The 22,241-nt window shown below is 58.3% G+C and carries 17 protein-coding genes, 1 pseudogene and 1 CRISPR repeat array; of the genes and pseudogenes, 9 read left to right on the forward strand and 9 right to left on the reverse strand.

The features are described from left to right. Nucleotides 1-106: 106 nt before the first annotated feature. From PVE98_RS16340 to speD, 3 genes are all read left to right on the forward strand, one after another. A complete protein-coding gene (locus PVE98_RS16340; RefSeq protein WP_033749537.1) occupies nucleotides 107-454 on the forward strand; it encodes a YacC family pilotin-like protein in 348 nt (115 codons plus the stop codon). A gap of 107 nt (nucleotides 455-561) precedes the next feature. Then, nucleotides 562-1,443 carry a polyamine aminopropyltransferase gene (gene speE / locus PVE98_RS16345; protein WP_096072591.1) on the forward strand — a complete coding sequence of 294 codons (882 nt, stop codon included), beginning with the start codon at nucleotides 562-564 and terminating at the stop codon, nucleotides 1,441-1,443. Next, entirely contained in the window at nucleotides 1,430-2,239 is an 810-nt protein-coding gene (speD, locus tag PVE98_RS16350; RefSeq protein WP_033749534.1) for an adenosylmethionine decarboxylase, read from the forward strand. Before speE ends, speD begins: the two co-directional genes overlap by 14 nt. A 90-nt stretch (nucleotides 2,240-2,329) precedes the next feature. Beyond that, a CRISPR array of direct repeats spans nucleotides 2,330-2,652; the repeat unit is 23 nt; unit sequence AAGCTGCCTGTACGGCAGTGAAC. Between the two features lie 329 nt (nucleotides 2,653-2,981). On the opposite strand, the gene PVE98_RS16355 is transcribed toward speD, so the two are convergent. The 3 genes from PVE98_RS16355 to dtnK are packed head-to-tail and all read right to left on the reverse strand — an operon-like array spanning nucleotide 2,982 to nucleotide 5,982. Continuing rightward, the gene (locus tag PVE98_RS16355; protein WP_096072590.1) at nucleotides 2,982-3,743 is read right to left on the reverse strand and encodes a DeoR/GlpR family DNA-binding transcription regulator; all 762 of its coding nucleotides are present in this window, start codon (nucleotides 3,741-3,743) and stop codon (nucleotides 2,982-2,984) included. 6 nt (nucleotides 3,744-3,749) lie between these two features. Then, complete coding sequence (locus tag PVE98_RS16360; protein ID WP_033749531.1) at nucleotides 3,750-4,730, reverse strand: D-threonate 4-phosphate dehydrogenase; 981 nt, start codon at nucleotides 4,728-4,730, stop codon at nucleotides 3,750-3,752. After that, nucleotides 4,723-5,982 (reverse strand): D-threonate kinase, encoded by a 1,260-nt coding sequence (gene dtnK / locus PVE98_RS16365; protein WP_096072589.1) that lies wholly within the window; start codon nucleotides 5,980-5,982, stop codon nucleotides 4,723-4,725. Before dtnK ends, PVE98_RS16360 begins: the two co-directional genes overlap by 8 nt. A gap of 189 nt (nucleotides 5,983-6,171) precedes the next feature. On the opposite strand from dtnK, the gene PVE98_RS16370 reads away from it, so the two are divergent. From PVE98_RS16370 to PVE98_RS16385, 4 genes are read left to right on the forward strand one after another with little or no spacing between them, the layout of a single operon-like run. Beyond that, nucleotides 6,172-7,320, forward strand: coding sequence for an iron-containing alcohol dehydrogenase (locus PVE98_RS16370; protein WP_033749529.1), 1,149 nt, complete (start codon nucleotides 6,172-6,174; stop codon nucleotides 7,318-7,320). A 10-nt stretch (nucleotides 7,321-7,330) separates the two neighbouring features. Further along, nucleotides 7,331-8,215: a dihydrodipicolinate synthase family protein gene (locus PVE98_RS16375; protein WP_033749528.1), complete on the forward strand. Its 885-nt coding sequence runs from the start codon at nucleotides 7,331-7,333 to the stop codon at nucleotides 8,213-8,215. Nucleotides 8,216-8,274: 59 nt separating this feature from the next. Next, nucleotides 8,275-9,228: a phosphoglycerate dehydrogenase gene (locus PVE98_RS16380; protein ID WP_096072588.1), complete on the forward strand. Its 954-nt coding sequence runs from the start codon at nucleotides 8,275-8,277 to the stop codon at nucleotides 9,226-9,228. Between the two features lie 42 nt (nucleotides 9,229-9,270). After that, nucleotides 9,271-10,590: an MFS transporter gene (locus tag PVE98_RS16385; RefSeq protein WP_033749525.1), complete on the forward strand. Its 1,320-nt coding sequence runs from the start codon at nucleotides 9,271-9,273 to the stop codon at nucleotides 10,588-10,590. 51 nt (nucleotides 10,591-10,641) lie between these two features. Here PVE98_RS16385 and bla read toward each other — a convergent pair. After that, nucleotides 10,642-11,509: pseudogene (gene bla / locus PVE98_RS16390) on the reverse strand (class A beta-lactamase). Between the two features lie 179 nt (nucleotides 11,510-11,688). Between bla and PVE98_RS16395 the strand changes: the two are divergent. Continuing rightward, a complete protein-coding gene (locus tag PVE98_RS16395; RefSeq protein ID WP_033749523.1) occupies nucleotides 11,689-11,943 on the forward strand; it encodes a type II toxin-antitoxin system Phd/YefM family antitoxin in 255 nt (84 codons plus the stop codon). Beyond that, complete coding sequence (locus PVE98_RS16400) at nucleotides 11,940-12,368, forward strand: type II toxin-antitoxin system VapC family toxin (RefSeq protein ID WP_033749521.1); 429 nt, start codon at nucleotides 11,940-11,942, stop codon at nucleotides 12,366-12,368. The genes PVE98_RS16395 and PVE98_RS16400 overlap by 4 nt, the downstream gene beginning before the upstream one ends. A 1-nt stretch (nucleotide 12,369) precedes the next feature. Here the strand turns inward: PVE98_RS16400 and yacL are convergent, their stop codons facing one another. The 5 genes from yacL to aceE all read right to left on the reverse strand — a co-directional run bounded on the left by yacL (nucleotide 12,370) and on the right by aceE (nucleotide 22,186). Continuing rightward, nucleotides 12,370-12,732, reverse strand: a complete 363-nt coding sequence (yacL, locus tag PVE98_RS16405; protein ID WP_033749520.1) for a protein YacL — start codon at nucleotides 12,730-12,732, stop codon at nucleotides 12,370-12,372. Nucleotides 12,733-12,885: 153 nt separating this feature from the next. Continuing rightward, nucleotides 12,886-15,483 (reverse strand): bifunctional aconitate hydratase 2/2-methylisocitrate dehydratase, encoded by a 2,598-nt coding sequence (gene acnB / locus PVE98_RS16410; protein WP_096073871.1) that lies wholly within the window; start codon nucleotides 15,481-15,483, stop codon nucleotides 12,886-12,888. A 403-nt stretch (nucleotides 15,484-15,886) separates the two neighbouring features. Then, on the reverse strand, nucleotides 15,887-17,311 hold the full coding sequence (gene lpdA / locus PVE98_RS16415; RefSeq protein ID WP_033749657.1) for a dihydrolipoyl dehydrogenase: 1,425 nt from the start codon (nucleotides 17,309-17,311) through the stop codon (nucleotides 15,887-15,889). Between the two features lie 298 nt (nucleotides 17,312-17,609). Then, nucleotides 17,610-19,505 carry a pyruvate dehydrogenase complex dihydrolipoyllysine-residue acetyltransferase gene (gene aceF / locus PVE98_RS16420; protein WP_096072586.1) on the reverse strand — a complete coding sequence of 632 codons (1,896 nt, stop codon included), beginning with the start codon at nucleotides 19,503-19,505 and terminating at the stop codon, nucleotides 17,610-17,612. 14 nt (nucleotides 19,506-19,519) lie between these two features. After that, a complete protein-coding gene (gene aceE, locus PVE98_RS16425; protein ID WP_096072585.1) occupies nucleotides 19,520-22,186 on the reverse strand; it encodes a pyruvate dehydrogenase (acetyl-transferring), homodimeric type in 2,667 nt (888 codons plus the stop codon). Nucleotides 22,187-22,241: the final 55 nt, after the last annotated feature.

Raw genomic sequence — 22,241 nt, forward strand, 5'->3', positions numbered from 1 at the left:
GAAACGCCTGAAAAAAGTGCTCAAGCCGGCGTCCAGCGGCAAAATAATCGGAATCCTGCCAGGCACTGTGCTATCGTCACATGATGATTAATGAATGAGAACCACTATGAAGAAAAGCATCAAGATCCTGTTGCTGTCAGGACTCCTTGGCTTCTCCTCCACCAGTTTCGCTCTGAGCGAATCCGAAGCAGAAGATCTGGCCGATCTCACCGCGGTATTCGTTTATCTGAAAAATGATTGCGGCTATCAGGATCTGCCTGATGCGCAAATCCGCAAAGCTCTGGTGTTTTTCGCCCAGCAGAACCGCTGGGATTTGAGTAATTACGCTGCCTACAATATGAAGGCGCTTGGCGAAGCGAGCTACAAAGATCTGAGCGGCATCGCCATTACCAACGACAAGAAGTGTAAGTCGCTGGCGCGCGATTCTCTCAGCCTGCTCGCCTACGTTAAATAAGCCGTAAGCCCGCCTCTTCGCCGATCATTCGACCGTGCATGCACGGTCACTCCTGGTTATGATGTGTCGCTCTTTTTCATGGCGAAGTCATCAGAGAGGAGCCCTCCATGGCGCAAAAAGAAATGTGGTATGAAACCCTTCATGCCGGTTTCGGACAATATTTCACGGTCGACAAAGAGCTGTACCGGGAAAAGACCGCGCATCAGGATTTGATCATCTTCGAAAACGCGCAGATGGGCCGCGTAATGGCGCTGGACGGCGTGGTGCAGACCACCGAGCGCGACGAATTCATCTATCACGAAATGATGACGCACGTGCCGCTGCTGGCGCACGGCGCGGCGAAGCGCGTGCTGATTATCGGCGGCGGCGACGGCGCGATGCTGCGCGAGGTAGCGCGTCATCAGCAGCTGGAAAGCATCACGATGGTGGAGATTGACGCCGGCGTCGTAACCTTCTGCCAGCAATATCTCCCTAATCACAGCCAGGGCGCTTATCAGGATCCGCGTCTCAATCTGGTGATCGACGACGGCGTAAACTTCGTCAACCAGACGCAGGAAAAATTCGACGTGATCATCTCCGACTGCACCGATCCTGTCGGTCCGGGCGAGAGCCTGTTCACCTCGGAATTTTACGCGGGCTGTAAAAACGCTCTCAATCCCGGCGGGATTTTCGTGGCGCAGAACGGCGTCTGCTTTCTGCAGCAGGAAGAGGCGATCAACAGCCATCGTAAACTGAGCCACTATTTCGCCGACGTCAGTTTTTATCAGGCGGCGATACCGACATACTACGGCGGCATTATGACCTTCGCCTGGGCGAGCGATAATTCGACGCTGCGTCAGCTCGATCTCGCCACGCTGCAGGCGCGTTTCGCTGAGGCTGGCCTGCCGTGCCGCTACTACAATCCAGCGATCCATGTCGGTAGTTTCGCGCTGCCGCAGTACCTGCTGAACGCCCTTTATAAGGAGGTGAACCAAATTGCAAAAGCTTAAACTGCATGGCTTCAACAACCTGACCAAAAGCCTGAGTTTTTGTATTTACGATATTTGTTATGCGAATACTGAAGCCGAACGCGATGGCTATATCGCCTATATCGACGAGCAGTACAATGCCACTCGTCTGACCGAGATCCTGACGGAAACCTGCTCGATCATCGGCGCCAACGTGCTGAATATCGCGCGCCAGGATTATGAACCACAGGGCGCCAGCGTCACCATTCTGGTGAGCGAAGAGCCGATCGATCCAAAAGATATCGATAATTCGGAACATCCCGGTCCGCTGCCTAACTCCGTGGTGGCGCACCTGGATAAGAGCCATATCTGCGTGCACACCTATCCGGAAAGCCATCCTGAAGGCGGTCTTTGCACCTTCCGCGCGGATATCGAAGTTTCAACCTGCGGCGTGATTTCCCCGCTGAAGGCGCTGAACTACCTGATCCACCAACTGGAGTCCGATATTGTGACCGTCGACTATCGCGTGCGCGGCTTTACCCGCGACGTGAACGGCGTGAAACATTTTATCGACCATGAGATCAACTCGATCCAGAACTTTATGTCGGAAGATATGAAGGCGATGTATGACATGGTGGATGTGAACGTTTATCAGGAAAATATCTTTCACACCAAAATGTTGCTGAAAGAGTTCGACCTGAAGCACTACCTGTTCAATACCCGTCCTGAAGATCTCAGCCCGGCGGAACATAAGCGCATTACCGACCTGCTGTGGAAGGAGATGCGCGAGATTTACTACGGCCGCAATATTCCGGCGGTGGGATTAAAGACGTTTTAATGATTAGGCGCGCGATGCCTGGCAATGACGGCAGGCGCGCGCTTTTTTGGCTTTGGGGTTTTAGTTTTATAGGGGCTGCGGGCAGGATTGAGGCTGCCTGTACGGCAGTGCACAGGGGTTTCGGACCCGTCGGTTAGGGGCTGATTTTTTAAGCTACCTGTACGGCAGTAAACCCAGCAGCGGCGCACCGAGGTCAGCTATTTCGTTTTAAAGCTGCCTGTACGGCAGTGAACTGCCGTCGTCGTGACGTCCCGATAACCTTCCATTTCTAAGCTGCCTGTACGGCAGTGAACATATTGCTCAGCTAAATCTCGACCAAGATTTATTTCTAAGCTGCCTGTACGGCAGTGAACATCGACAATTTTGTCGCGCGGAAAGCCTTTCGTTTCTAAGCTGCCTGTACGGCAGTGAACTGTTACTTTACCAAACTAACCTATTCATATCCCAGCAAAAAACCGCATTTACGCGGCTTTAACCCCTTTATTTAGCATGCGAAAATTCACCATATTTTTCAATAAGTTATAAAGCACTGCAAAAAAAAGGGTTTAGAGAAGCACTCAAAAATCAAACCTGAGGTGGGAAATGCTCTTTACTCTCACAACAAACAGCAGTAGCGCACTTATCCGTACAGCGCTTGATAACGCTCATCCCTAATAAGCGCGCGCAGTGTCCCCCGCCCTTCACTCTTATTCCAGCAAGTAAAGAGCGGATACGGCGCGTGCCAGTTAAATTGCCAGCAATATTAAGCCGTCAGCGCCAGCGCAATGCCGCGCTCGCGCAGCGTGCGGCAGACGTCTTCGTCTAACCGGCTGTCGGTCACCACATCGGTCAGCTCATCCACTGGCGCGGCGCAGAACAGCGACCAGGAGCCATATTTGCTGCTGTCCGCCAGCAGGATGCGGCGGCGCGCATTCGCCAGCAGATCGCGCTTCAGCCCGGCCTTCTCTTCCGTCGGCGTGGTGATACCGCGCTCCAGACTCCAGGAGTTGCAGCTGACGAAAGCGATATCGGGATTGATACTGCGCAACAGGCGGCGCCCGTGCTCGCCGACGCACGACTGGCTCGAGTCGTCGATGCGGCCGCCGATAATGGTCACTTCAATCTGTTTGAATTCCGAGAGAAACAGCGCGATATGCAGATCGGCGGTAATGACGCGCAGCGGTAAATGAGTCAACTGACGCGCCAGCTCCAGCATGGTGGTGCCGGCATCCAGCACTACCGCGTCGCCCGACTGTACGAAGGTGGCGGCGTGATGGGCGATAGCCTGCTTCTCCGCCAGGTTACGCTGCATCTTCTCCAGCGTGGTGGGCTGCGCCGGAATAAAACGGTTCAGCGTGACGCCGCCGTGACTGCGGCTAATCACCCCTTCTTTATCCAGCTTAATCAAATCACGTCGAATGGTTGCTGGCGAGGCGGAAATGGCGCTCACCAGCTGATCAACAGTCACCAGATTATGGCTTTTCAGATAGTCCATAATCTGGTCAAGGCGACTTTGTCCCTTCATATTTCCCTATGCTAGCTGCATCGCGAGTTTAATGGAGATCGCCATGCTCTCAGACTTCGCTTTACCTGTCCATGCGATATCAAAAGCGGTGCCGTGGTCCGCAGAGGTGCGGATAAACGGCAAACCGGCAGTGATATTGACGCCGTCGTAAAAGCCCAGCAGTTTCAGCGGGATATGCCCCTGATCGTGATACATCGCCACCACGATGTCATACTGCCCTTCCTGACACTGCAGGAACACCGTATCCGGCGGACAGGGGCCGAAAACCTCAATGCCCTGCGCCTGCATCGCCTTCACCGCAGGCGCGACGGTAGTGATCTCCTCGTCGCCGAACAGGCCGTTTTCTCCGGCGTGCGGATTAACGCCCGCTACCGCAATACGCGGCTTCTCAAAGCCGACGCGGCGCAGGAAGGTGTCCGCCATGCCAATTACTGTCTCAATGCGCGAGCGGTTCAGGGTGTCGAGAAACTTGCGCAGCGCGATATGCGTCGTAACGTGTATCACCTTCAGCTTATCGGTATAGAGCACCATCGCGTAATCTTTGGTATCGGTCAGATGCGCCAGCAGCTCGGTATGGCCCGGATAGAGATGACCCGCCGAGTGCAGCGCCTCTTTGTTCAGCGGCGCGGTGGCGATAGCCTGAACGTCCCCCGCCAGCGCCAGCTCGGTGGCGCGCTTCACGCAGCGCCAGGCGAGATCGCCCGCCTGCTTCTGCACCACGCCTGGCTTGAGCGCTTCCGGATCGGCCAGCGGCTCGTCGATAACATTGACGATACCTGGCGCGAAGTGCGCCTCTTTTACGCTATCCAGCACGCGCAGCTCGACCTGCGGCGTAATATTCAGGGCAAGGATGCGGCGCAATGTCGCCGCGCATCCCACCACCACCGCCGGCGCGCCGTTAAGGTCGCCTTCCGCCAGCGCTTTGATGATGATCTCCGGGCTGATGCCCGCCGGATCGCCCATGGTCACCGCAATAATTTTACTCACTCGACTTCTCCTCAATAAAACGAATGGCTGCTACCAGGGTGTTTTCGTCGCCAAAACCGCCCGCTTTGGTCATCACCGGCAGGGTAAATTCACTGTTAAGCAGGACGCCGTGCGGCACGCAGCCCGCCACGATGCCCTGAATCTGAAAGCCGCTGGCGCCCAGCGCCTGCGCGACCGCAATCGCCACGTCACCGCCGGAGAGATAGAGCCCGGCCGGGCGCTGCGCGCGGCAAAGCCTCAGGGTCAGTTCGCCCAGAAACTGGCAAATCGCCTCGCCAAGCTGTTGGCGCGTGATCTGCTGCTGTTGACATAGCGCGTCGATCTCATGGCGCTGATCGGCGCACTGGCAGGTGCGGATCACCGTATGCTGGCCATTGCGCAGCGCGGCGAGCGCCTGCTCTGTCCACTGCGCGCTACTCGGCCAGCAAGGGCGTTCAAACAGCTGGCGGATATCGATATCCACCAGCGCGATATCTCGCTGCGCCGCCAGCCGCGCAATCTGCTGCTGGGCGCTGGCGCTCATCGAGCCGATAACGGCCAGTACCGGCGCGGAGTTGCGTGCCGCCAGCTGTGCGCCGAGCGCGTCGCTTAGTCCGGCCGCGCCGACCAGCAGCGGCGTTTCGTCAAGCTGCGCGGCGGCGGCCAGGATAAGCGCGATGTCGCTCTCGCTTTCCGCATCGATCACCACCGCGCCCTGCTGCTCCGCCAGCAGCGTGGCAAAACGATCGCTGCGCAGCGCGGCGAGATCGATCTCGCTGCCTGCGATCCCGAGCTGCGTTAATACCCGCGCGCTGATCACCGGCGTTTTCGGATCGCTGGCGTATTCGGTCTCGGTCAGCGACACGCCGTTCACCAGCACTTCGCCGCGGCGCGTGACGCGGCCCAGCCGAGGGACGGCGGGCACGATCAGCGCCCGCTTTTTGCCGCTGGCGGCCAGCGCGGCGCGCACTTCGGCGCCGATATTGCCGCGCAGCGTGGAGTCGATCTTTTTAAACAGCCAGCCCTGGGCGATAAAAGCCTGATGTTGACGCACCACCGCTTCGGTACGCGCCTCTGCCTCTGCGGGGCTGACGGCGCGGCTGTCAGTGCTGATCACCCAGACGTCGGCAGCGGCGCTATCCAGCGGCGTCTCGCTGCTGAACAGGACATGCACGCGAGCACCCGCCTGCGCCAGTCCGCTACCTGCGTCGTTCGCGCCGGTAAAGTCATCGGCTATCACCAGCACTGGCGTTTTCCATGACCTCTGCGTCATCTTCTCTCCTGATTCGGCGGTATGCCGCTGTGAATGATTATATTCAATCATGATTGATTATATGTGAGCAAGATCAAATTAATCGAAATCGATATGTCCTATAAATTGACCCACAGTAAGTGACAGAAATCGCACCACTATGAGCAAACCTAATCATTCGCTCCAGCTTCGTAGTAATAAGGGTATGAGATGAATATCAACAGCACGGTAATTAGCGGCTTCCAGGCGCTGAACGACATTAGCTATCTGCTGAAAGGAAAAGCCAGCGCGCTGCTGGTGACGGACAAAAATATTGAAACCATTCCGGCGGTGCAGGCGCTTATCGCTCAGCTGAAACAGCATATCGCCAGCGTCAGCGTGATTAACAGCGTGCCGCCGGAGCCGAGCCAGCACGACGTCGCCGCGGTGCTGGCGGCGCTGCCTACGCGCGATGTGGATCTGGTGATCGGCGTCGGCGGCGGCAGCGTGCTGGACGTCGCCAAGCTGCTGTCGGTGCTGTGCGTCGACAATGCCCCGTCGCTGGAGGCGCTGCTGGCGGGCGAAAAGCCGACCGCGCGCACCACCTCGCTGCTGATCCCGACCACCGCAGGTACCGGCTCGGAAGCGACGCCGAACGCCATTCTGGCGATCCCGGAGCGCGAAACCAAAGTCGGCATTATCTCGCCGGTGATGCTGCCCGATTTTGTGGCGCTGGTGCCGGAGCTGACCACCAGCATGCCGCCGCATATCGCCTCTTCGACCGGCATCGACGCGCTTTGTCATCTGATTGAATGCTTCACCGCCACGGTGTCGAACCCGGTAAGCGACAACTACGCGCTGATCGGCATGAAAAAGCTGTTCGCCAGCCTCGAAACCGCCGTTGCCGAGCCGCACAACCTGCAGGCGCGGCTGGATATGCTGTGGGCCTCTTATTACGGCGGCGCGGCGATCGCCCATGCAGGCACGCATCTGGTGCACGCCATGTCCTATCCGCTGGGCGGCAAATACCATCTGCCGCACGGCGTCGCCAACGCCATTTTGCTGGCGCCCTGCATGGCCTTTGTGCGGCCGGCCGCGGTGAACAAATTCGCTCAGGCCTACGATCTGCTGCCGGATGCGGATACCTCGCTGGATAACGAGAGCAAATCGCACGCGCTGGTGGCTTATTTCACCGCGCTGGTTAAACGTTTGCAGCTGCCTGCCAGCCTTGAAGAGCTTGGCATCGGCCCGGATCACCTGCCCTATTTAGTGGAAGCGGCGCTCGACGTGCAGCGTCTGATGAAGAACGTGCCCGCTGCCGTCAGCGCGCATGACGTTCGCGACGTCTACCTGACGCTGTTTCCTTCACATCAGGAATAAAGAGGATTGTATGAGCCAGAAAATTACCGGCGTATTGACCGCTATCGTCACCTGTTTCGATCGGGAAGGCGCCTATAACCCTGAAGCCCAGCGCGAACAGGTAAAACGCCAGCTGGATGCGGGCAACGGCATCTTCTGCGGCGGCACCAACGGCGAGTTCTTTGTGCTCAACGAGCAGGAAAAGATCGCAGTTACCGAAACCTGCGTTGATGAAGTGAACGGTCGCGCGCCGGTTGTCGCGCATATTGGCGAAATTTCAACACGCGAAACTATCCGTCTCGGCAGGCAGATTGCGAAGCTCGGGGTGGATGCGGTATCGGTGATAACGCCCTACTTCGTGCCGCTTAAGCAGGACGAGCTGATCTATCACTATCAGACAGTGGCTGACGCGCTCGACGTGCCGCTGTTTCTCTACAACATTCCGGCACGAACCGGCAACACGCTGCAGCCGGAAACCGTACGTACCCTGGCGTCTCACCCCAACATTATCGGCATCAAAGACTCGGCGGGCAGCTATGAAAGCCTGAGCGGCTTTATCAAGGCGGCGGAAGGCATCGATAACTTCGACGTCCTCAACGGGCCGGACTCGCTGATCCATCAGGGCTTCGTCGACGGCTGCTCCGCCTGTATCTCCGGCCTGGCCAACGCCGCGCCAAAAGAGATCAACGCCATCTGGGCGCGCTTCAACGCAGGTGATATCGAGGGGTCGCGCGCGGCGCAGGAGAACGTTACCGGCCTGCGCACCGATCTCTACAGCATCGGCTTTTCGCCAGCGGCGGTAAAAAAAGCGGTTTCGCTGCTGGGCTACGACGTCGGCGACAGCCGTTATGCGGTGCGATTCAGCGCCGACGAAGAGCAAAAAATCCGTCAGGTCGTCAATCAGTATCTGAAGTAACGGCCGTCAGGGCAGCCGTTGCTGCCCTTGCCAGTTCGACTTACACACCGGGAAACGCGATGAAAATAATCTGCACCTCGCCGTCGTTCGCTAAATATGACACGACGCCGATCGATACCCTGAAACAGCACGGCTTTGAGCTGGTGACCCTGCCCGCCGACGCGACGCCTGAAGCGCTGGCGCCGCATCTGCCAGAGACCGTGGCGATGATTGTCGCCTTTACCGAGGTAAACGAGGCGCTGCTGGCGCAGGCGCCGCAGCTGAAGATCGTCTGCAAGCACGGCGTCGGCGTCGATAATATCGATCTCGACGCCACGCGCGCGCGCGGCATCTACGTCACCAACGTACCGGACGCCAACAAGCACGCCGTCGCCGACTTCGCCTTTGCGCTGATCCTCAACGCCGCGCGCCAGGTGACCCAGGCAGTGACGGAAACGCGCGCGGGCGGCTGGCCGCGTATCTTCGCCACCGACGTCTACGGCAAAACGCTGGGTATTGTCGGCCTGGGTAATATTGGCAAGCAGGTGGCGCTGCGCGCGAAAGGCTTCAACATGCGCGTTATCGCCTTTGATTTCTATCCTGACGAGGCCTTTGCCGCCGAGCACGGCGTCACTTTTGTCAGCCTCGACCAGCTCACCGAAGAGAGCGATTTCATTACGCTGCATACGCCGCTGACCGACGAGACGCGCAATCTGTTCGACGGCGCGCGCCTGCGTCGCATGAAGAAGCGCGCCTTCCTGATTAACGTCTCGCGCGGCGGCGTCGTGAATGAAGAGGATCTCTTCCATGCGCTACAGGACAACGTGATTGCCGGTGCGGCGGCCGACGTTTTTATCCAGGAACCGCTGACCTCGCATCCGCTGTTTAGCCTGCCGAATTTTATCCCGACGTCGCATATCGCCGGCTACACCGACGGCGCCATCAGCGCCATCGGCGAACGCTGCGTGGCGCAGATTGTGCAGTGCGTCCGTCAGGGCGAGCGGCCGGTAAACGTCATGAACGGGCTGGCATAAGCGCCGCCCTCGCCTGCAACCTGATTCGAGTGGAAAATAATGATGAACCCTACGCTGCGCTCGACCAAAATTCGCTGGTGGATCGCTGGCCTGATGTGGCTGGCAGTCGCCATTAACTATATTGACCGGACGGTGCTCTCCGCCGCCGCGCCGCATCTGATCACCGAGCTGGAGATCAACCCGGAGATGATGGGCCTGATTATGGCCGCCTTCTTCTGGTCCTATGCGCTGCTGCAAATCCCGGCGGGCTGGTTCGCCGATCGCTTCGGTCAGAAAAAAGGGCTCGGCATCGCGGTCGGCTGGTGGTCGATCGCCACCATGGCGATGGGACTGGCGACCGGCTTTAAATCGCTGCTGGCACTGCGCCTGGCGCTGGGCGTCGGCGAAGCGGCCGCCTATCCCAGCAACGCAGGCATTGCCGCGCGCTGGTTCCCGGATCGCGAGCGCGCCACCGTATCGGGGCTGTTCGACAGCGCCTCGAAGTTTGGCGGCGCGGTGGCGATGCCGCTGATCGTCTGGATGATCGCCATGGTGGACTGGCGCATCACTTTCCTGGTTATCGGCGCCATCGGCCTGTTCTGGGTGATCGCCTGGTATTTTATCTACGCCGAGAATCCGGAAGATCATAAAAAGATCGATCAGAACGAAGTGCGGCTGATCCGCGACGGCCAGGCGCAGAAGCACGGCGAGAAAGGCGTACGTCCGATGAAGTGGTACAGGCTGCTGCGCTACCGCAATATCTGGGCAATGTGCATCGGCTTTTTCACCATCAACTACACCTCCTACTTTTTTATTACCTGGCTGCCGACCTACCTGGTAAAAGACAAGGGCATGGACTTTCTGAAGATGGGTTTCGTCGCCGCGCTGCCGCTGATCTGCGGCATGGTGATCGAGGTGCTGGCGGGCTGGGCGTCGGATCGCATGGTGCATAAAAAGGTGCTGTCGCTGACCGCCACGCGCAAGCTCTTCCTGACCATTGGCCTGCTGATGGCGCTCTGTATCGGTTTCGCGCCCTTTACCGAATCGGTATTTATGACGGTGCTGCTGCTCTGTATCGCTAAATCGGGCACCACCGTCGCCGCCTCGCAGGTCTGGGCATTGCCGGGCGATGTCGCGCCGAAGAACAGCGTCTCTATTGTCGCCGGGCTACAGAACACGGTGTCGAATATGGGCGGCGCGGTCGGCCCGATTATTACCGGCGCCATTGTCGGCGCCACCGGCAACTTTACCTGGGCGCTGGTCTTCTCCGCCGTGCTGGTGGTGATCGGCATCCTCAACTATCTGTTCCTGATGGGCAAGGTTGAGCCGATTGTCGATGAAGAGAAGGCGCAGGAGCCGCAGGCGGTCGCCAGCGGCGTCTGACAGGCGCGAGTAAAAAGGCGCTGATGGTGAGGCGCCTTTTTATTTTTCCGGCTAGCGCGCGGCGGCGAAAATCGTCTTGCCGATGCGGGCGATTGCCGCATTACTCTGCGCAAGCGTCGCCTCTGTTTGCGTAATATAGATAGCGATAATCAGCGGCTTACCGTTTTCCGGCGATACCACGCTGATAATCGATCGCGAGCCATACTCTCCTGCGCCGGTTTTATCAGCGATAGACCAGCCAGCCGGTAAAACAGAACGCAACAGCGCATTCGCCACTTTGTCGTCGCGCATCCACTGCAGCAGCTGCGCGCGAGAAGCGGGCGTCAGCGCCGTTCCCAGCGTCAGCTTTTGCAGCGTCTCGCTGACGGCCAGCGGCGTGGTGGTATCGCGCATATCGCCCGGTACGGCGCTGTTTAGCTCAGGCTCGAAGCGGTCGAGCCGTGTGGCCTTGTCGCCCAGATCGGCGAAAAAACGCGTCACCGCCTCTGGCCCCCCCCAGTTTTTTCGCCAGCAGATTCGCCGCGGTATTATCGCTGTAGCCGATAGCCGCCTCGCAGAGTTGCCCCCAGCTCATCCCGGCGGGCGCGACAAACTTTTCGGTTACCGGCGAATAGGTGACCAGCGCGGCGCGATCGAACTGCGTGCGCTCCGTAAGCCGCAGTTTGCCTTGATCCTGCGCGCTGAGCAGCGCGCCGCACAGCAGCGCTTTATGCGTGCTGTTAAGGGGAAAGCGCTCGTTGCCGCGATAGCTGGCGACGCTTTCCGCGCCGGTATCGATGACGGCAATGCCGATACGCGCCTTAAGCGCCTGCTCTTCCTGCTGCGCAACGGCCGCCAGCCCCTCATCGTTTATCGAAGCCTGAGCGAGCGCGGCGCTGAACAGCAGCGAAGCGGCAAGAAGTTTTGTCACTGAAAACATCATGATTGTCCTTAATGTAGGGTTCCACAGAGCTTGCCCTTTTGCGTGCCGCTACGCAAAGCTTAAACCGCAAAGTCGTTAGCTCAGCCTGTCAGCGGTATATTCGCTCTGCTGGTAGTTGAAAAAAGGCTCGACCCGGTTAAAATGTAGCAACGTCACTACAAAGCAGGAGGCGCGCGATGAAAATCTTCACGCTGTCGAGCAGAGAGTTTAACCAGCAGGTGTCGAACGCGAAAAAAGCGGCAGAGGAAGGCCCGGTCTACATTACCGATCGCGGCAAACCCGCCCACGTTTTACTGACGTTCGAGGCATATAAAAAACTGACTGGCACGCGTCGCAATATTCAGGACGCGCTGGCGATGCCCGATGTGGCGGCGATCGACTTTGCGCCGGAACGCGGCGACATCGGCTTCAGGGACGTCGATTTGTCATGAGATATTTGCTGGATACCAACGTAATTTCCGAGCTGCGCAAGGCGCGCACGCGCGCGATCGATCCTGCCGTCTCTGCGTGGACCGATAGCGTCGATGCGGGCGATCTGTTTATCTCGGCGATCGCCATTATGGAGATAGAGAAAGGCATTGCTCAGGTGGCGCGTCGCGAGCTTGCTCAGGCTGCCCGCCTGCGAGAGTGGTTTGAAACGGCGGTGCTGACAGAGTTCAGCGATCGCATTCTGCCTTTTGAAACAGAAGCGGCGCGCTATTGCGCCCGGCTGCACGTGCCGGATAAACGTGCCGCGAACGACGCCATTATTGCCGCCATCGCCTGGCAGCACGATATGGTGCTGGTCACGCGCAACGTGAAGGATTTTACCGGCATGGGCGCGCAGCTGCTTAATCCCTGGGAATGGCCGCGCTGACTCAGCGTCCCTGTAAAAACTGACGGTAGGCGTTCATCACGGCGAGAAAATCCTCCACGCCGCAGAACGACAGGCTCTCTTCGTCGTAGTAGTTCATGCCCTCTTCCAGCCCGTCATCCTCTAAGGCGAGATGGTTCGCGCGGATCATGATCTCTTCATCGTCCATCCACAGCGTATATTCGTGGCCGATGCGCTGCCACTGGCGCTCGCTGCCCTTGATGCCGCGCATCGCAGCTTCAACCTCGTCCAGCAGCGCCAGATTTTCCTTCACTTCCTCGTTGAACCAGTGGCCCACCGCTTCGTGATCCATCGACATGCGTACTTTCACCTGCCCGGTGAGATCGCGTAAAAATTCGTATTCCATGGGCTAACCCTTTGGTTAATGACGCGAGTGAATCCGCACCAAAATAGTGTGTGCGCATCATCAACGCTAAAGTGAGATCGGGGCGACATTATTGCGGGGAAAAGCCAAAAGAAAAAGGGGCGATTATCGCCCCTTTGGTTTTTAGTCAGTCACTCAGACCGCAGTCTGGAAAATCACATTGTCCGCTTTATCGGTGTACTGATCCAGCTGGTCAAAGTTGAGGTAGCGGTAGGTGTCGCTGGCGGTTTTATCCACCTGCGCCATGAACTGCTGGTACTCATCCGGCGTCGGCAGTTTGCCGAGCAGCGAAGAGACCGCGGCCAGTTCAGCCGATGCCAGGTAGACGTTGGCGCCGGTACCGAGACGGTTAGGGAAGTTACGCGTCGAGGTGGAGACCACCGTCGCGCCGTCCTGCACGCGCGCCTGGTTACCCATGCAGAGCGAGCAGCCCGGGATTTCAATACGCGCGCCGCTCTTGCCGAATACGCTGTAGTAGCCCTCTTCGGTCAGCTGAGCCGCATCCATCTTGGTCGGCGGCGCCACCCAGAGGCGGGTCGGCAGCTGGCCTTTATGGCTGTCGAGCAGTTTACCTGCCGCGCGGAAGTGGCCGATGTTGGTCATGCACGAACCGATAAACACTTCGTCGATCTTCTCGCCCTGCACGTCAGAGAGCAGTCGCGCGTCATCCGGATCGTTCGGCGCGCACAGGATCGGCTCTTTGATATCGGCCAGATCGATCTCGATCACCGCCGCGTATTCGGCGTCGGCGTCCGCTTCTAGCAGCTGCGGATCTGCCAGCCATTTTTCCATGCCCTGGATACGGCGCTCCAGCGTACGGCGATCGCCATAACCTTCCGCGATCATCCACTTCAGCAGCACGATGTTGGAGCTGAGGTATTCGATGATCGGCGCTTTATCCAGCTTGATGGTACAGCCCGCCGCTGAACGCTCGGCCGAGGCGTCGGTCAGTTCGAACGCCTGCTCGACTTTCAGATCCGGCAGACCTTCGATCTCCAGGATGCGGCCAGAGAAGATATTCTTTTTGCCTTTCTTCTCAACGGTCAGCAAACCCTGTTTGATGGCGTACAGCGGAATAGCGTGCACCAGATCGCGCAGGGTGATGCCCGGCTGCATTTTGCCTTTAAAGCGCACCAGCACGGATTCAGGCATATCGAGCGGCATCACGCCGGTCGCGGCGGCAAAGGCCACCAGGCCAGAACCGGCCGGGAAGGAGATGCCGATCGGGAAGCGAGTATGCGAGTCGCCGCCGGTGCCAACGGTATCCGGCAGCAGCATGCGGTTCAGCCATGAGTGGATCACGCCGTCTCCCGGACGCAGCGAGACGCCGCCGCGGTTCATGATGAAGTCTGGCAGCGTGTGGTGCGTATTGACGTCGACTGGCTTCGGATAGGCGGCGGTGTGGCAGAACGACTGCATTACCAGGTCGGCGGAGAAGCCGAGGCACGCCAGATCTTTCAGCTCGTCGCGCGTCATCGGTCCAGTGGTGTCCTGAGAACCTACCGAGGTCATCTTCGGTTCGCAGTAAGCGCCGGGACGAACGCCATCAACGCCGCAGGCGCGGCCGACCATTTTCTGCGCCAGCGAGTAGCCGCGCGTACTTTCCGCCACGTCTTTCGCCTGACGGAAGACGTCGCTGTGCGGCAGGCCCAGCGATTCGCGCGCTTTGCTGGTGAGGCCGCGGCCGATAATCAGCGGAATACGGCCGCCGGCGCGTACTTCGTCGATCAGTACGTCGGTTTTCAGCGTAAAGCTGGCCAGCAGTTCGCCGGTTTCGTGATTGCGCACTTCGCCTTTGTACGGGTAGACGTCAATCACGTCGCCCATGTTCAGCTCGCCGACGTCAACTTCGATTGGCAGCGCGCCCGCATCTTCCATGGTGTTGAAGAAGATTGGCGCGATTTTGCTGCCCAGCACCAGACCGCCGCCCTTTTTGTTCGGGACGTTCGGAATATCGTCGCCCATGAACCAGAGTACGGAGTTAGTCGCTGATTTACGGGAAGAGCCGGTGCCGACGACGTCGCCGACGTAAGCCAGCGGATAGCCTTTGGCCTGCAGCGCTTCAATCTGTTTGATCGGGCCGACGTTGCCTGGCTCATCCGGATTGATGCCTTCACGGGCGTTTTTCAGCATTGCCAGCGCGTGCAGTGGAATATCCGGACGAGACCATGCATCCGGCGCCGGAGAGAGGTCGTCGGTGTTGGTTTCGCCGGTCACTTTGAACACGGTGACGGTAATTTTTTCTGCCAGCTCGGGACGTGACAGATACCACTCGGCATTCGCCCAGGACTGCATGACCTGTTGCGCATGGGTATTGCCCGCTTTCGCTTTTTCTTCAACGTCGTAGAAGTTGTCGAACATCAGCAGCGTGTGCGACAGCGCTTTGGCGGCAATCGGCGCCAGCTTCGCGTCGTCCAGCGCGTCAATCAGCGGATGAATGTTGTAACCGCCTTGCATGGTGCCCAGCAGTTCAATCGCTTTTTCGGGGGATACCAGAGGAGAGGTCGTTTCGCCTTTAGCCACCGCGGCAAGGAAACCCGCTTTAACGTAGGCGGCTTCATCAACGCCGGGTGGGACACGGTTGACCAACAGATCGGTCAGGAATTCTTCTTCACCCGCTGGCGGGTTTTTCAGCAGTTCAACCAGCGCGGCCATCTGGGAAGCATCTAACGGCTTAGGTACGATCCCCTGGGCGGCACGCTCGGCAACGTGCTTACGGTATTCTACTAGCACGACGTTCTCCTCGCTCACATTGTATGGGTTTCCGGTGCACCCTGGTGACAAAGCATTCCATGAGTAGGGTAAGGTGCCCGGTTCCGCGTGGGGCAGCATAGCAGGGTTCAGGCTGTTTGTTAATCTGTTTACAAAAACACAACATAATTAACAGGGTAAAAAAGTGCGGTTTTGGGGTTTATGGGCTAGCTGGGGTGAGCGGGCGTCACGTCAGAGCCGCGTGGGTCAACCGCGAAGTTTTGCATAGCGCACGTGCAGGTGCGGCGTAGCAGCCCTGCCGCCGAAGGTATAACTTTTTGCAGGCGGGTTTTCGCGCCTGTCGCTGTCTGGGTTATGGGGTATCGCATGGCGGTGCCCATAAAAAAGCCCCCTTTCGGAGGCTTTCTCTGAACCAGCGAAAAACTTACTTCTTCTTCGCTTTCGGGTTCGGCAGGTCGGTGATGCTGCCTTCGAAGATCTCAGCCGCCAGGCCCACCGACTCGTGCAGCGTCGGGTGCGCGTGGATAGTCAGCGCCATATCTTCCGCATCGCAGCCCATTTCGATCGCCAGACCGATTTCGCCCAGCAGCTCGCCGCCGTTGGTGCCGACAACCGCGCCGCCGATGACGCGATGCGTCTCTTTGTCGAAAATCAGTTTGGTCATGCCGTCAGCGCAGTCAGAGGCGATAGCACGGCCAGAGGCCGCCCACGGGAAGGTCGCCGTCTCGTAGCTGATGCCCTTCTCTTTCGCTTCTTTCTCGGTCAGGCCTACCCATGCCACTTCTGGCTCGGTGTAGGCGATTGACGGAATCACTTTCGGATCGAAGTAGTGCTTCATGCCGGCGATAACTTCTGCCGCCACGTGGCCCTCATGCACGCCTTTATGCGCCAGCATCGGCTGACCGACGATATCGCCGATAGCGTAGATGTGCGGCACGTTGGTGCGCATCTGCTTGTCGACGCGAATAAAGCCGCGATCGTCCACTTCCACGCCCGCTTTACCGGCATCCAGACCTTTACCGTTCGGCACGCGGCCGATCGCCACCAGCACCGCGTCGTAACGCTGCGGTTCGGCTGGCGCTTTTTTGCCTTCCATGGTGACGTAGATGCCGTCTTCTTTCGCTTCAACCGCGGTAACTTTGGTTTCCAGCATCAGATTGAACTGCTTCGCGATACGCTTGGTAAAGACCTTCACCACATCTTTGTCGGCGGCCGGGATAACCTGATCGAACATCTCGACCACGTCAATCTGCGAACCCAGCGCATGGTAAACGGTACCCATTTCGAGACCGATAATACCGCCGCCCATCACCAGCATGCGCTCCGGCACTTCTTTCAGCTCCAGCGCATCGGTAGAGTCCCATACGCGCGGGTCGTCGTGCGGAATAAACGGCAGCGTGATCGGACGAGAACCGGCCGCGATAATAGCGTTGTCGAAGTTAATGGTGGTCGCGCCGCCTTCTCCTTCCACAACCAGAGTATTTGCACCGGTGAATTTGCCCAGGCCGTTAACCACTTTGACTTTACGACCTTTCGCCATGCCAGCAAGACCGCCGGTCAGCTGGTTGATCACCTTCTCTTTCCAGGTGCGGACTTTGTTGATGTCCGTAGAGGGCTGACCAAACACGATGCCGTGCTCTTCCAGGGCTTTCGCCTCTTCGATCACTTTAGCAACGTGCAGCAGCGCTTTTGACGGGATACAGCCCACGTTCAGACAGACACCGCCGAGGGTGCTGTAACGCTCTACCAGTACGGTTTCCAGACCTAAATCAGCGCAACGGAAGGCTGCAGAGTAACCTGCAGGACCAGCCCCAAGTACCACGACCTGGGTTTTAATCTCTGTACTCATCATGACCTCTTAGTTGTGATCCGGCGGGTCAGACGTAGAGCGCTTCTCATCAGGCTGGTCGGCCACTTGCATCCGGGCAGTGCGCGGCGCCTTGCGTATCTTGAGTACGCTGCGGGTTCTGCGCGCTGGGCGTCAACAACTGACTGCGCCAGGTACGCCTGACGAAACAGGCTCACGATGTCCTTTGCTCCACCGGGACATTTATCACCGCAAGAGTTTACAGAATTGTTAACAAACTGCAAACCGCGATGCCACGAATCTTTACAACAAGGCCGGCGATTGCCGGCCTTGATTGTGCTTACATCACCAGACGGCGAATGTCGGACAACATATTGCCGATGATGGTGATGAAACGCGCACCATCAGCTCCGTCGATCACGCGGTGGTCGAAGGACAAGGAGATCGGCATCATCAGGCGCGGCACAAACTCTTTGCCGTTCCAGACCGGCTCCATCGCCGATTTGGAGACGCCGAGGATAGCCACTTCCGGCGCGTTGACGATCGGCGCGAAGTGCGTGGTGCCGAGGCCGCCAAGACTGGAGATGGTGAAGCATCCGCCCTGCATGTCGCTGGCGGTCAGCTTGCCGTCGCGCGCTTTCTTCGAGGTCGCCATCAGCTCACGAGAGAGCTCGGTGATGCCTTTCTTGTTCACGTCTTTAAAGACCGGAACCACCAGACCGTTCGGCGTATCGACCGCCACGCCGATGTTGATGTACTTCTTCAGCGTCAGGCGCTGCGCATCTTCAGACAGCGAGCTGTTGAAGCGCGGCATCTGCTCCAGCGCGGCCGCGACCGCTTTCATGATGAACACCACCGGGGTGTACTTCACGTCCAGCTTGCGCTTCTCCGCTTCGGCGTTCTGCTGCTTGCGGAACGCTTCCAGGTCGGTGATATCGGTTTTGTCGAAGTGCGTAACGTGCGGGATAACCACCCAGTTACGGCTCAGGTTAGCGCCAGAGATTTTCTGGATGCGGCCCAGCTCCACCTCTTCCACTTCGCCGAATTTGCTGAAGTCCACTTTCGGCCACGGCAGCAAACCAGGCAGGCTTCCGCCGCTGGCGGCAGCAGCCGGCGCCGCTTCAGCGCGTTTCACCGCGTCCTTCACGTAGCTCTGCACGTCTTCTTTCAGAATGCGGCCTTTGCGTCCGGTGCCCTTCACCTTCGCCAGGTTAACGCCGAATTCGCGCGCCAGACGACGGATAACCGGCGTCGCGTGCACGTAGGCGTCGTTCTCGGCGAAGTCGCCTTTCGCATCAGCTTTCGGCGCTGCCGGTGCAGCAGGCGCTTCAGCTTTGGCCGGAGCCTGAGCGGGCGCGGCTTCTTGCTTCGGCGCTTCAGCTTTCGCCGCGCCTTCCACTTCGAAGACCATGATCAGCGAGCCGGTGCTCACTTTATCGCCGGTAGAGACTTTCAGCTCTTTGACGGTGCCGGCAAACGGCGCGGGCACTTCCATTGACGCTTTGTCGCCTTCAACGACGATCAGTGACTGCTCGGCTTCAACTTTGTCGCCGACTTTCACCAGCACTTCGGTGACTTCGACTTCGTCGCCGCCGATATCCGGCACGTTCACCTCTTTCGCGCCAGCGGTTGCCGCCGGTGCTGAGGTCGCCTCTTCTTTCAGCTCTGGCTTCGGTGCCGCGGCAGGCGCTGCGCCTTCCGCTTCGAAGACCATGATCAGCGAGCCGGTGCTCACTTTCGCGCCGGTTTCGATTTTGATCTCTTTCACCGTACCGGCGAACGGCGCAGGCACTTCCATCGAGGCTTTATCGCCTTCGACCACGATCAGCGACTGCTCAGCTTCGATTTTATCGCCGACTTTCACCAGGATCTCGGTGACTTCAACTTCGTCGCCGCCGATATCCGGAACGTTGACATCTTTGGCTGCGGTAGAGGCGGCCGCCGGCGCCGGAGCGGCTTCGGCCTTCTTCTCTTCCGCCGCTGGCGCAGCGTCTGCCGCCGCGCCCTCTGCGTCAAAAATCATAATCAGGGAGCCGGTTTCGACTTTGTCGCCGGTCGCGATTTTGATCTCTTTCACTACGCCTGCCTGCGGCGAAGGAACTTCCATAGAGGCTTTGTCGCCTTCTACGGTGATCAGCGACTGCTCGGCTTCCACCTTGTCGCCAACCTTCACCAGAATTTCGGTGACTTCAACTTCATCAGACCCGATATCCGGTACCTTAATTTCAGTAGCCATTACTCTCTTACCTCTTAAGCCAGACGCGGGTTAACTTTATCGGCATCGATGTCGAACTTAGCGATCGCGTCCGCCACCACTTTCTTGTCGATTTCGCCACGTTTAGCCAGTTCGCCCAGCGCAGCCACGACCACGTAGGAGGCGTCCACTTCGAAGTGGTGACGCAGATTTTCGCGGCTGTCGGAGCGGCCGAAGCCGTCGGTGCCCAGCACGCGGTAATCGCTGGCCGGAACATAGCTGCGAACCTGTTCAGCGAACAGCTTCATGTAGTCGGTCGATGCCACCGCCGGCGCGTCGTTCATCACCTGAGCGATGTACGGCACGCGCGCTTCTTCGGTCGGGTGCAGCATGTTCCAGCGTTCGCAGTCCTGGCCGTCGCGCGCCAGTTCGGTGAACGAGGTGACGCTGTAGACGTCGGAACCGATGCCGTAATCTTTCGCCAGGATCTGCGCCGCTTCACGCACGTGACGCAGGATAGAGCCTGAGCCCAGCAGCTGCACTTTGCCTTTGCTGCCTTCCACGGTTTCCAGCTTGTAGATACCCTTGCGGATACCCTCTTCGGCGCCTTCCGGCATCGCTGGCATGTGGTAGTTTTCGTTCAGCGTGGTGATGTAATAGTAAACGTTCTCCTGCGCTTCGCCGTACATACGCACCAGACCGTCATGCATGATGACGGCAACTTCATAGGCGTAAGCCGGATCGTAAGAGATACAGTTCGGGATAGTCAGCGACTGAATATGGCTGTGGCCATCTTCGTGCTGCAGACCTTCGCCGTTCAGCGTGGTACGACCGGAGGTACCGCCCACCAGGAAGCCGCGCGCCTGCTGGTCGCCCGCCAGCCACATCAGGTCGCCGATACGCTGGAAACCGAACATGGAGTAGTAGATGTAGAACGGGATCATCGGCAGGTTGTTGGTGCTGTAAGAGGTCGCCGCCGCCAGCCAGGATGAACCTGCGCCCAGCTCGTTGATCCCTTCCTGCAGAATCTGGCCTTTCTCGTCTTCTTTATAGTAAGCAACCTGCTCGCGGTCCTGCGGGGTGTACTGCTGACCGTTCGGGCTGTAGATACCAATCTGACGGAACAGACCTTCCATACCGAAGGTACGGGCTTCGTCCGCGAGGATCGGCACCAGACGATCTTTGATCGACTTGTTCTTCAGCATCACGTTCAGGGCGCGCACGAAAGCGATAGTGGTCGAGATCTCTTTGCTCTGCTCTTCCAGCAGCGCTTTGAACTCTTCCAGCTTCGGCATATCCAGTTTTTCAGTGAACTGCGCCTGACGGGTCGGCAGGTAGCCGCCCAGCTTCTCGCGCTGGCCGTGCAGGTAGTTGTACTCTTCCGAGCCTTTTTCGAAGGTGACGTACGGCAGCTCTTCGATTTTTTCGTCGGCAACCGGCACATTGAAGCGATCGCGGATGTAGCGAACGCCATCCATGTTCATCTTCTTGACCTGGTGCGCGATGTTCTTACCTTCCGCGGTGTCGCCCATACCATAACCTTTAATGGTATGCGCCAGAATCAGCGTCGGCTGACCTTTGGTCTCCTGCGCTTTCTTCAGTGCCGCGTAGATTTTCTTCGGATCGTGGCCGCCGCGGTTCAGGGCGAAGATCTCTTCGTCTGACCAGTCTTTAACCAGCTCCGCCGTCTCCGGGTATTTACCGAAGAAGTGTTCGCGCACGTAGGCGCCGTCGCGGGATTTAAAGGTCTGATAGTCGCCGTCGACGGTTTCGTTCATCAGCTGAATCAGCTTGCCGCTGGTGTCTTTCTTCAGCAGCTCGTCCCAGCGACCGCCCCAGATCACTTTGATGACGTTCCAGCCGGCGCCCGCGAAGATGCCTTCCAGTTCGTTAATGATCTTGCCGTTGCCGGTAACCGGACCGTCCAGACGCTGCAGGTTACAGTTGATGATGAACACCAGGTTGTCCAGCTTCTCGCGGGTCGCGATGGTGATCGCCCCTTTGGATTCCGGCTCGTCCATCTCGCCGTCGCCGAGGAAGGCGTAAACGGTCTGGTTAGAGGTGTCCTTCAGGCCGCGGTGCTCCAGATATTTCAGGAACTTCGCCTGGTAGATGGCGTTCAACGGACCCAGACCCATGGAAACGGTCGGGAACTGCCAGAAGTCCGGCATCAGTTTCGGGTGCGGATAAGATGAGAGGCCGTTGCCGTGCACCTCCTGACGGAAGTTGTTCATCTGCTCTTCGGTCAGACGACCTTCAAGGAAGGCGCGTGAGTAGATGCCCGGCGAGATATGACCCTGGAAGTAAACCAGATCGCCGCCGTCTTTGTCGCTGCGCGCGCGGAAGAAGTGGTTAAAGCACACTTCATAGATGGTCGCGGAAGACTGGAATGAGGAGAGATGGCCGCCCAGCTCCAGATCTTTCTTCGAGGCGCGCAGTACCGATACGATGGCGTTCCAGCGAATTGCGGAACGGATACGACGCTCCAGAGACGTGTTGCCCGGATACTCCGGCTCGTCTTCAACGGCGATAGAGTTGATATAGTTGCTAACGGCATTACCGCCTGCCGCCACTTTAACGCCGCCTTTGCGGGCTGCGCTCAGCACCTGATCGATTAGATACTGCGCACGCTCAACACCTTCTTCACGGATGACCGATTCGATCGCCTGTAGCCAGTCACGAGTTTCGATCGGATCCACGTCATTCTGTAAACGTTCTGACATGGGGGGTATTCCTTATCTGTGTCTAATACGTTGAATTGTCAGGAGCCTGTCTCCA

The sequence above is a fragment of the Pantoea sp. GABEPS69 genome, assembly GCF_045780835.1.
GTDB lineage: Bacteria > Pseudomonadota > Gammaproteobacteria > Enterobacterales > Enterobacteriaceae > Pantoea > Pantoea septica.

What these genes read in the sequence shown, in the direction of transcription:
- PVE98_RS16340 (WP_033749537.1), top strand. Translation starts at nt 107, where the DNA reads ATGAAGAAAAGCATCAAGATCCTGTTGCTGTCAGGACTCCTTGGCTTC.
- speE (WP_096072591.1), top strand. Translation starts at nt 562, where the DNA reads ATGGCGCAAAAAGAAATGTGGTATGAAACCCTTCATGCCGGTTTCGGA.
- PVE98_RS16355 (WP_096072590.1), bottom strand. Translation starts at nt 3,743, where the DNA reads ATGAAGGGACAAAGTCGCCTTGACCAGATTATGGACTATCTGAAAAGC.
- dtnK (WP_096072589.1), bottom strand. Translation starts at nt 5,982, where the DNA reads ATGACGCAGAGGTCATGGAAAACGCCAGTGCTGGTGATAGCCGATGAC.
- PVE98_RS16370 (WP_033749529.1), top strand. Translation starts at nt 6,172, where the DNA reads ATGAATATCAACAGCACGGTAATTAGCGGCTTCCAGGCGCTGAACGAC.
- PVE98_RS16375 (WP_033749528.1), top strand. Translation starts at nt 7,331, where the DNA reads ATGAGCCAGAAAATTACCGGCGTATTGACCGCTATCGTCACCTGTTTC.
- PVE98_RS16380 (WP_096072588.1), top strand. Translation starts at nt 8,275, where the DNA reads ATGAAAATAATCTGCACCTCGCCGTCGTTCGCTAAATATGACACGACG.
- PVE98_RS16385 (WP_033749525.1), top strand. Translation starts at nt 9,271, where the DNA reads ATGAACCCTACGCTGCGCTCGACCAAAATTCGCTGGTGGATCGCTGGC.
- PVE98_RS16395 (WP_033749523.1), top strand. Translation starts at nt 11,689, where the DNA reads ATGAAAATCTTCACGCTGTCGAGCAGAGAGTTTAACCAGCAGGTGTCG.
- PVE98_RS16400 (WP_033749521.1), top strand. Translation starts at nt 11,940, where the DNA reads ATGAGATATTTGCTGGATACCAACGTAATTTCCGAGCTGCGCAAGGCG.
- yacL (WP_033749520.1), bottom strand. Translation starts at nt 12,732, where the DNA reads ATGGAATACGAATTTTTACGCGATCTCACCGGGCAGGTGAAAGTACGC.
- lpdA (WP_033749657.1), bottom strand. Translation starts at nt 17,311, where the DNA reads ATGAGTACAGAGATTAAAACCCAGGTCGTGGTACTTGGGGCTGGTCCT.
- aceF (WP_096072586.1), bottom strand. Translation starts at nt 19,505, where the DNA reads ATGGCTACTGAAATTAAGGTACCGGATATCGGGTCTGATGAAGTTGAA.
- aceE (WP_096072585.1), bottom strand. Translation starts at nt 22,186, where the DNA reads ATGTCAGAACGTTTACAGAATGACGTGGATCCGATCGAAACTCGTGAC.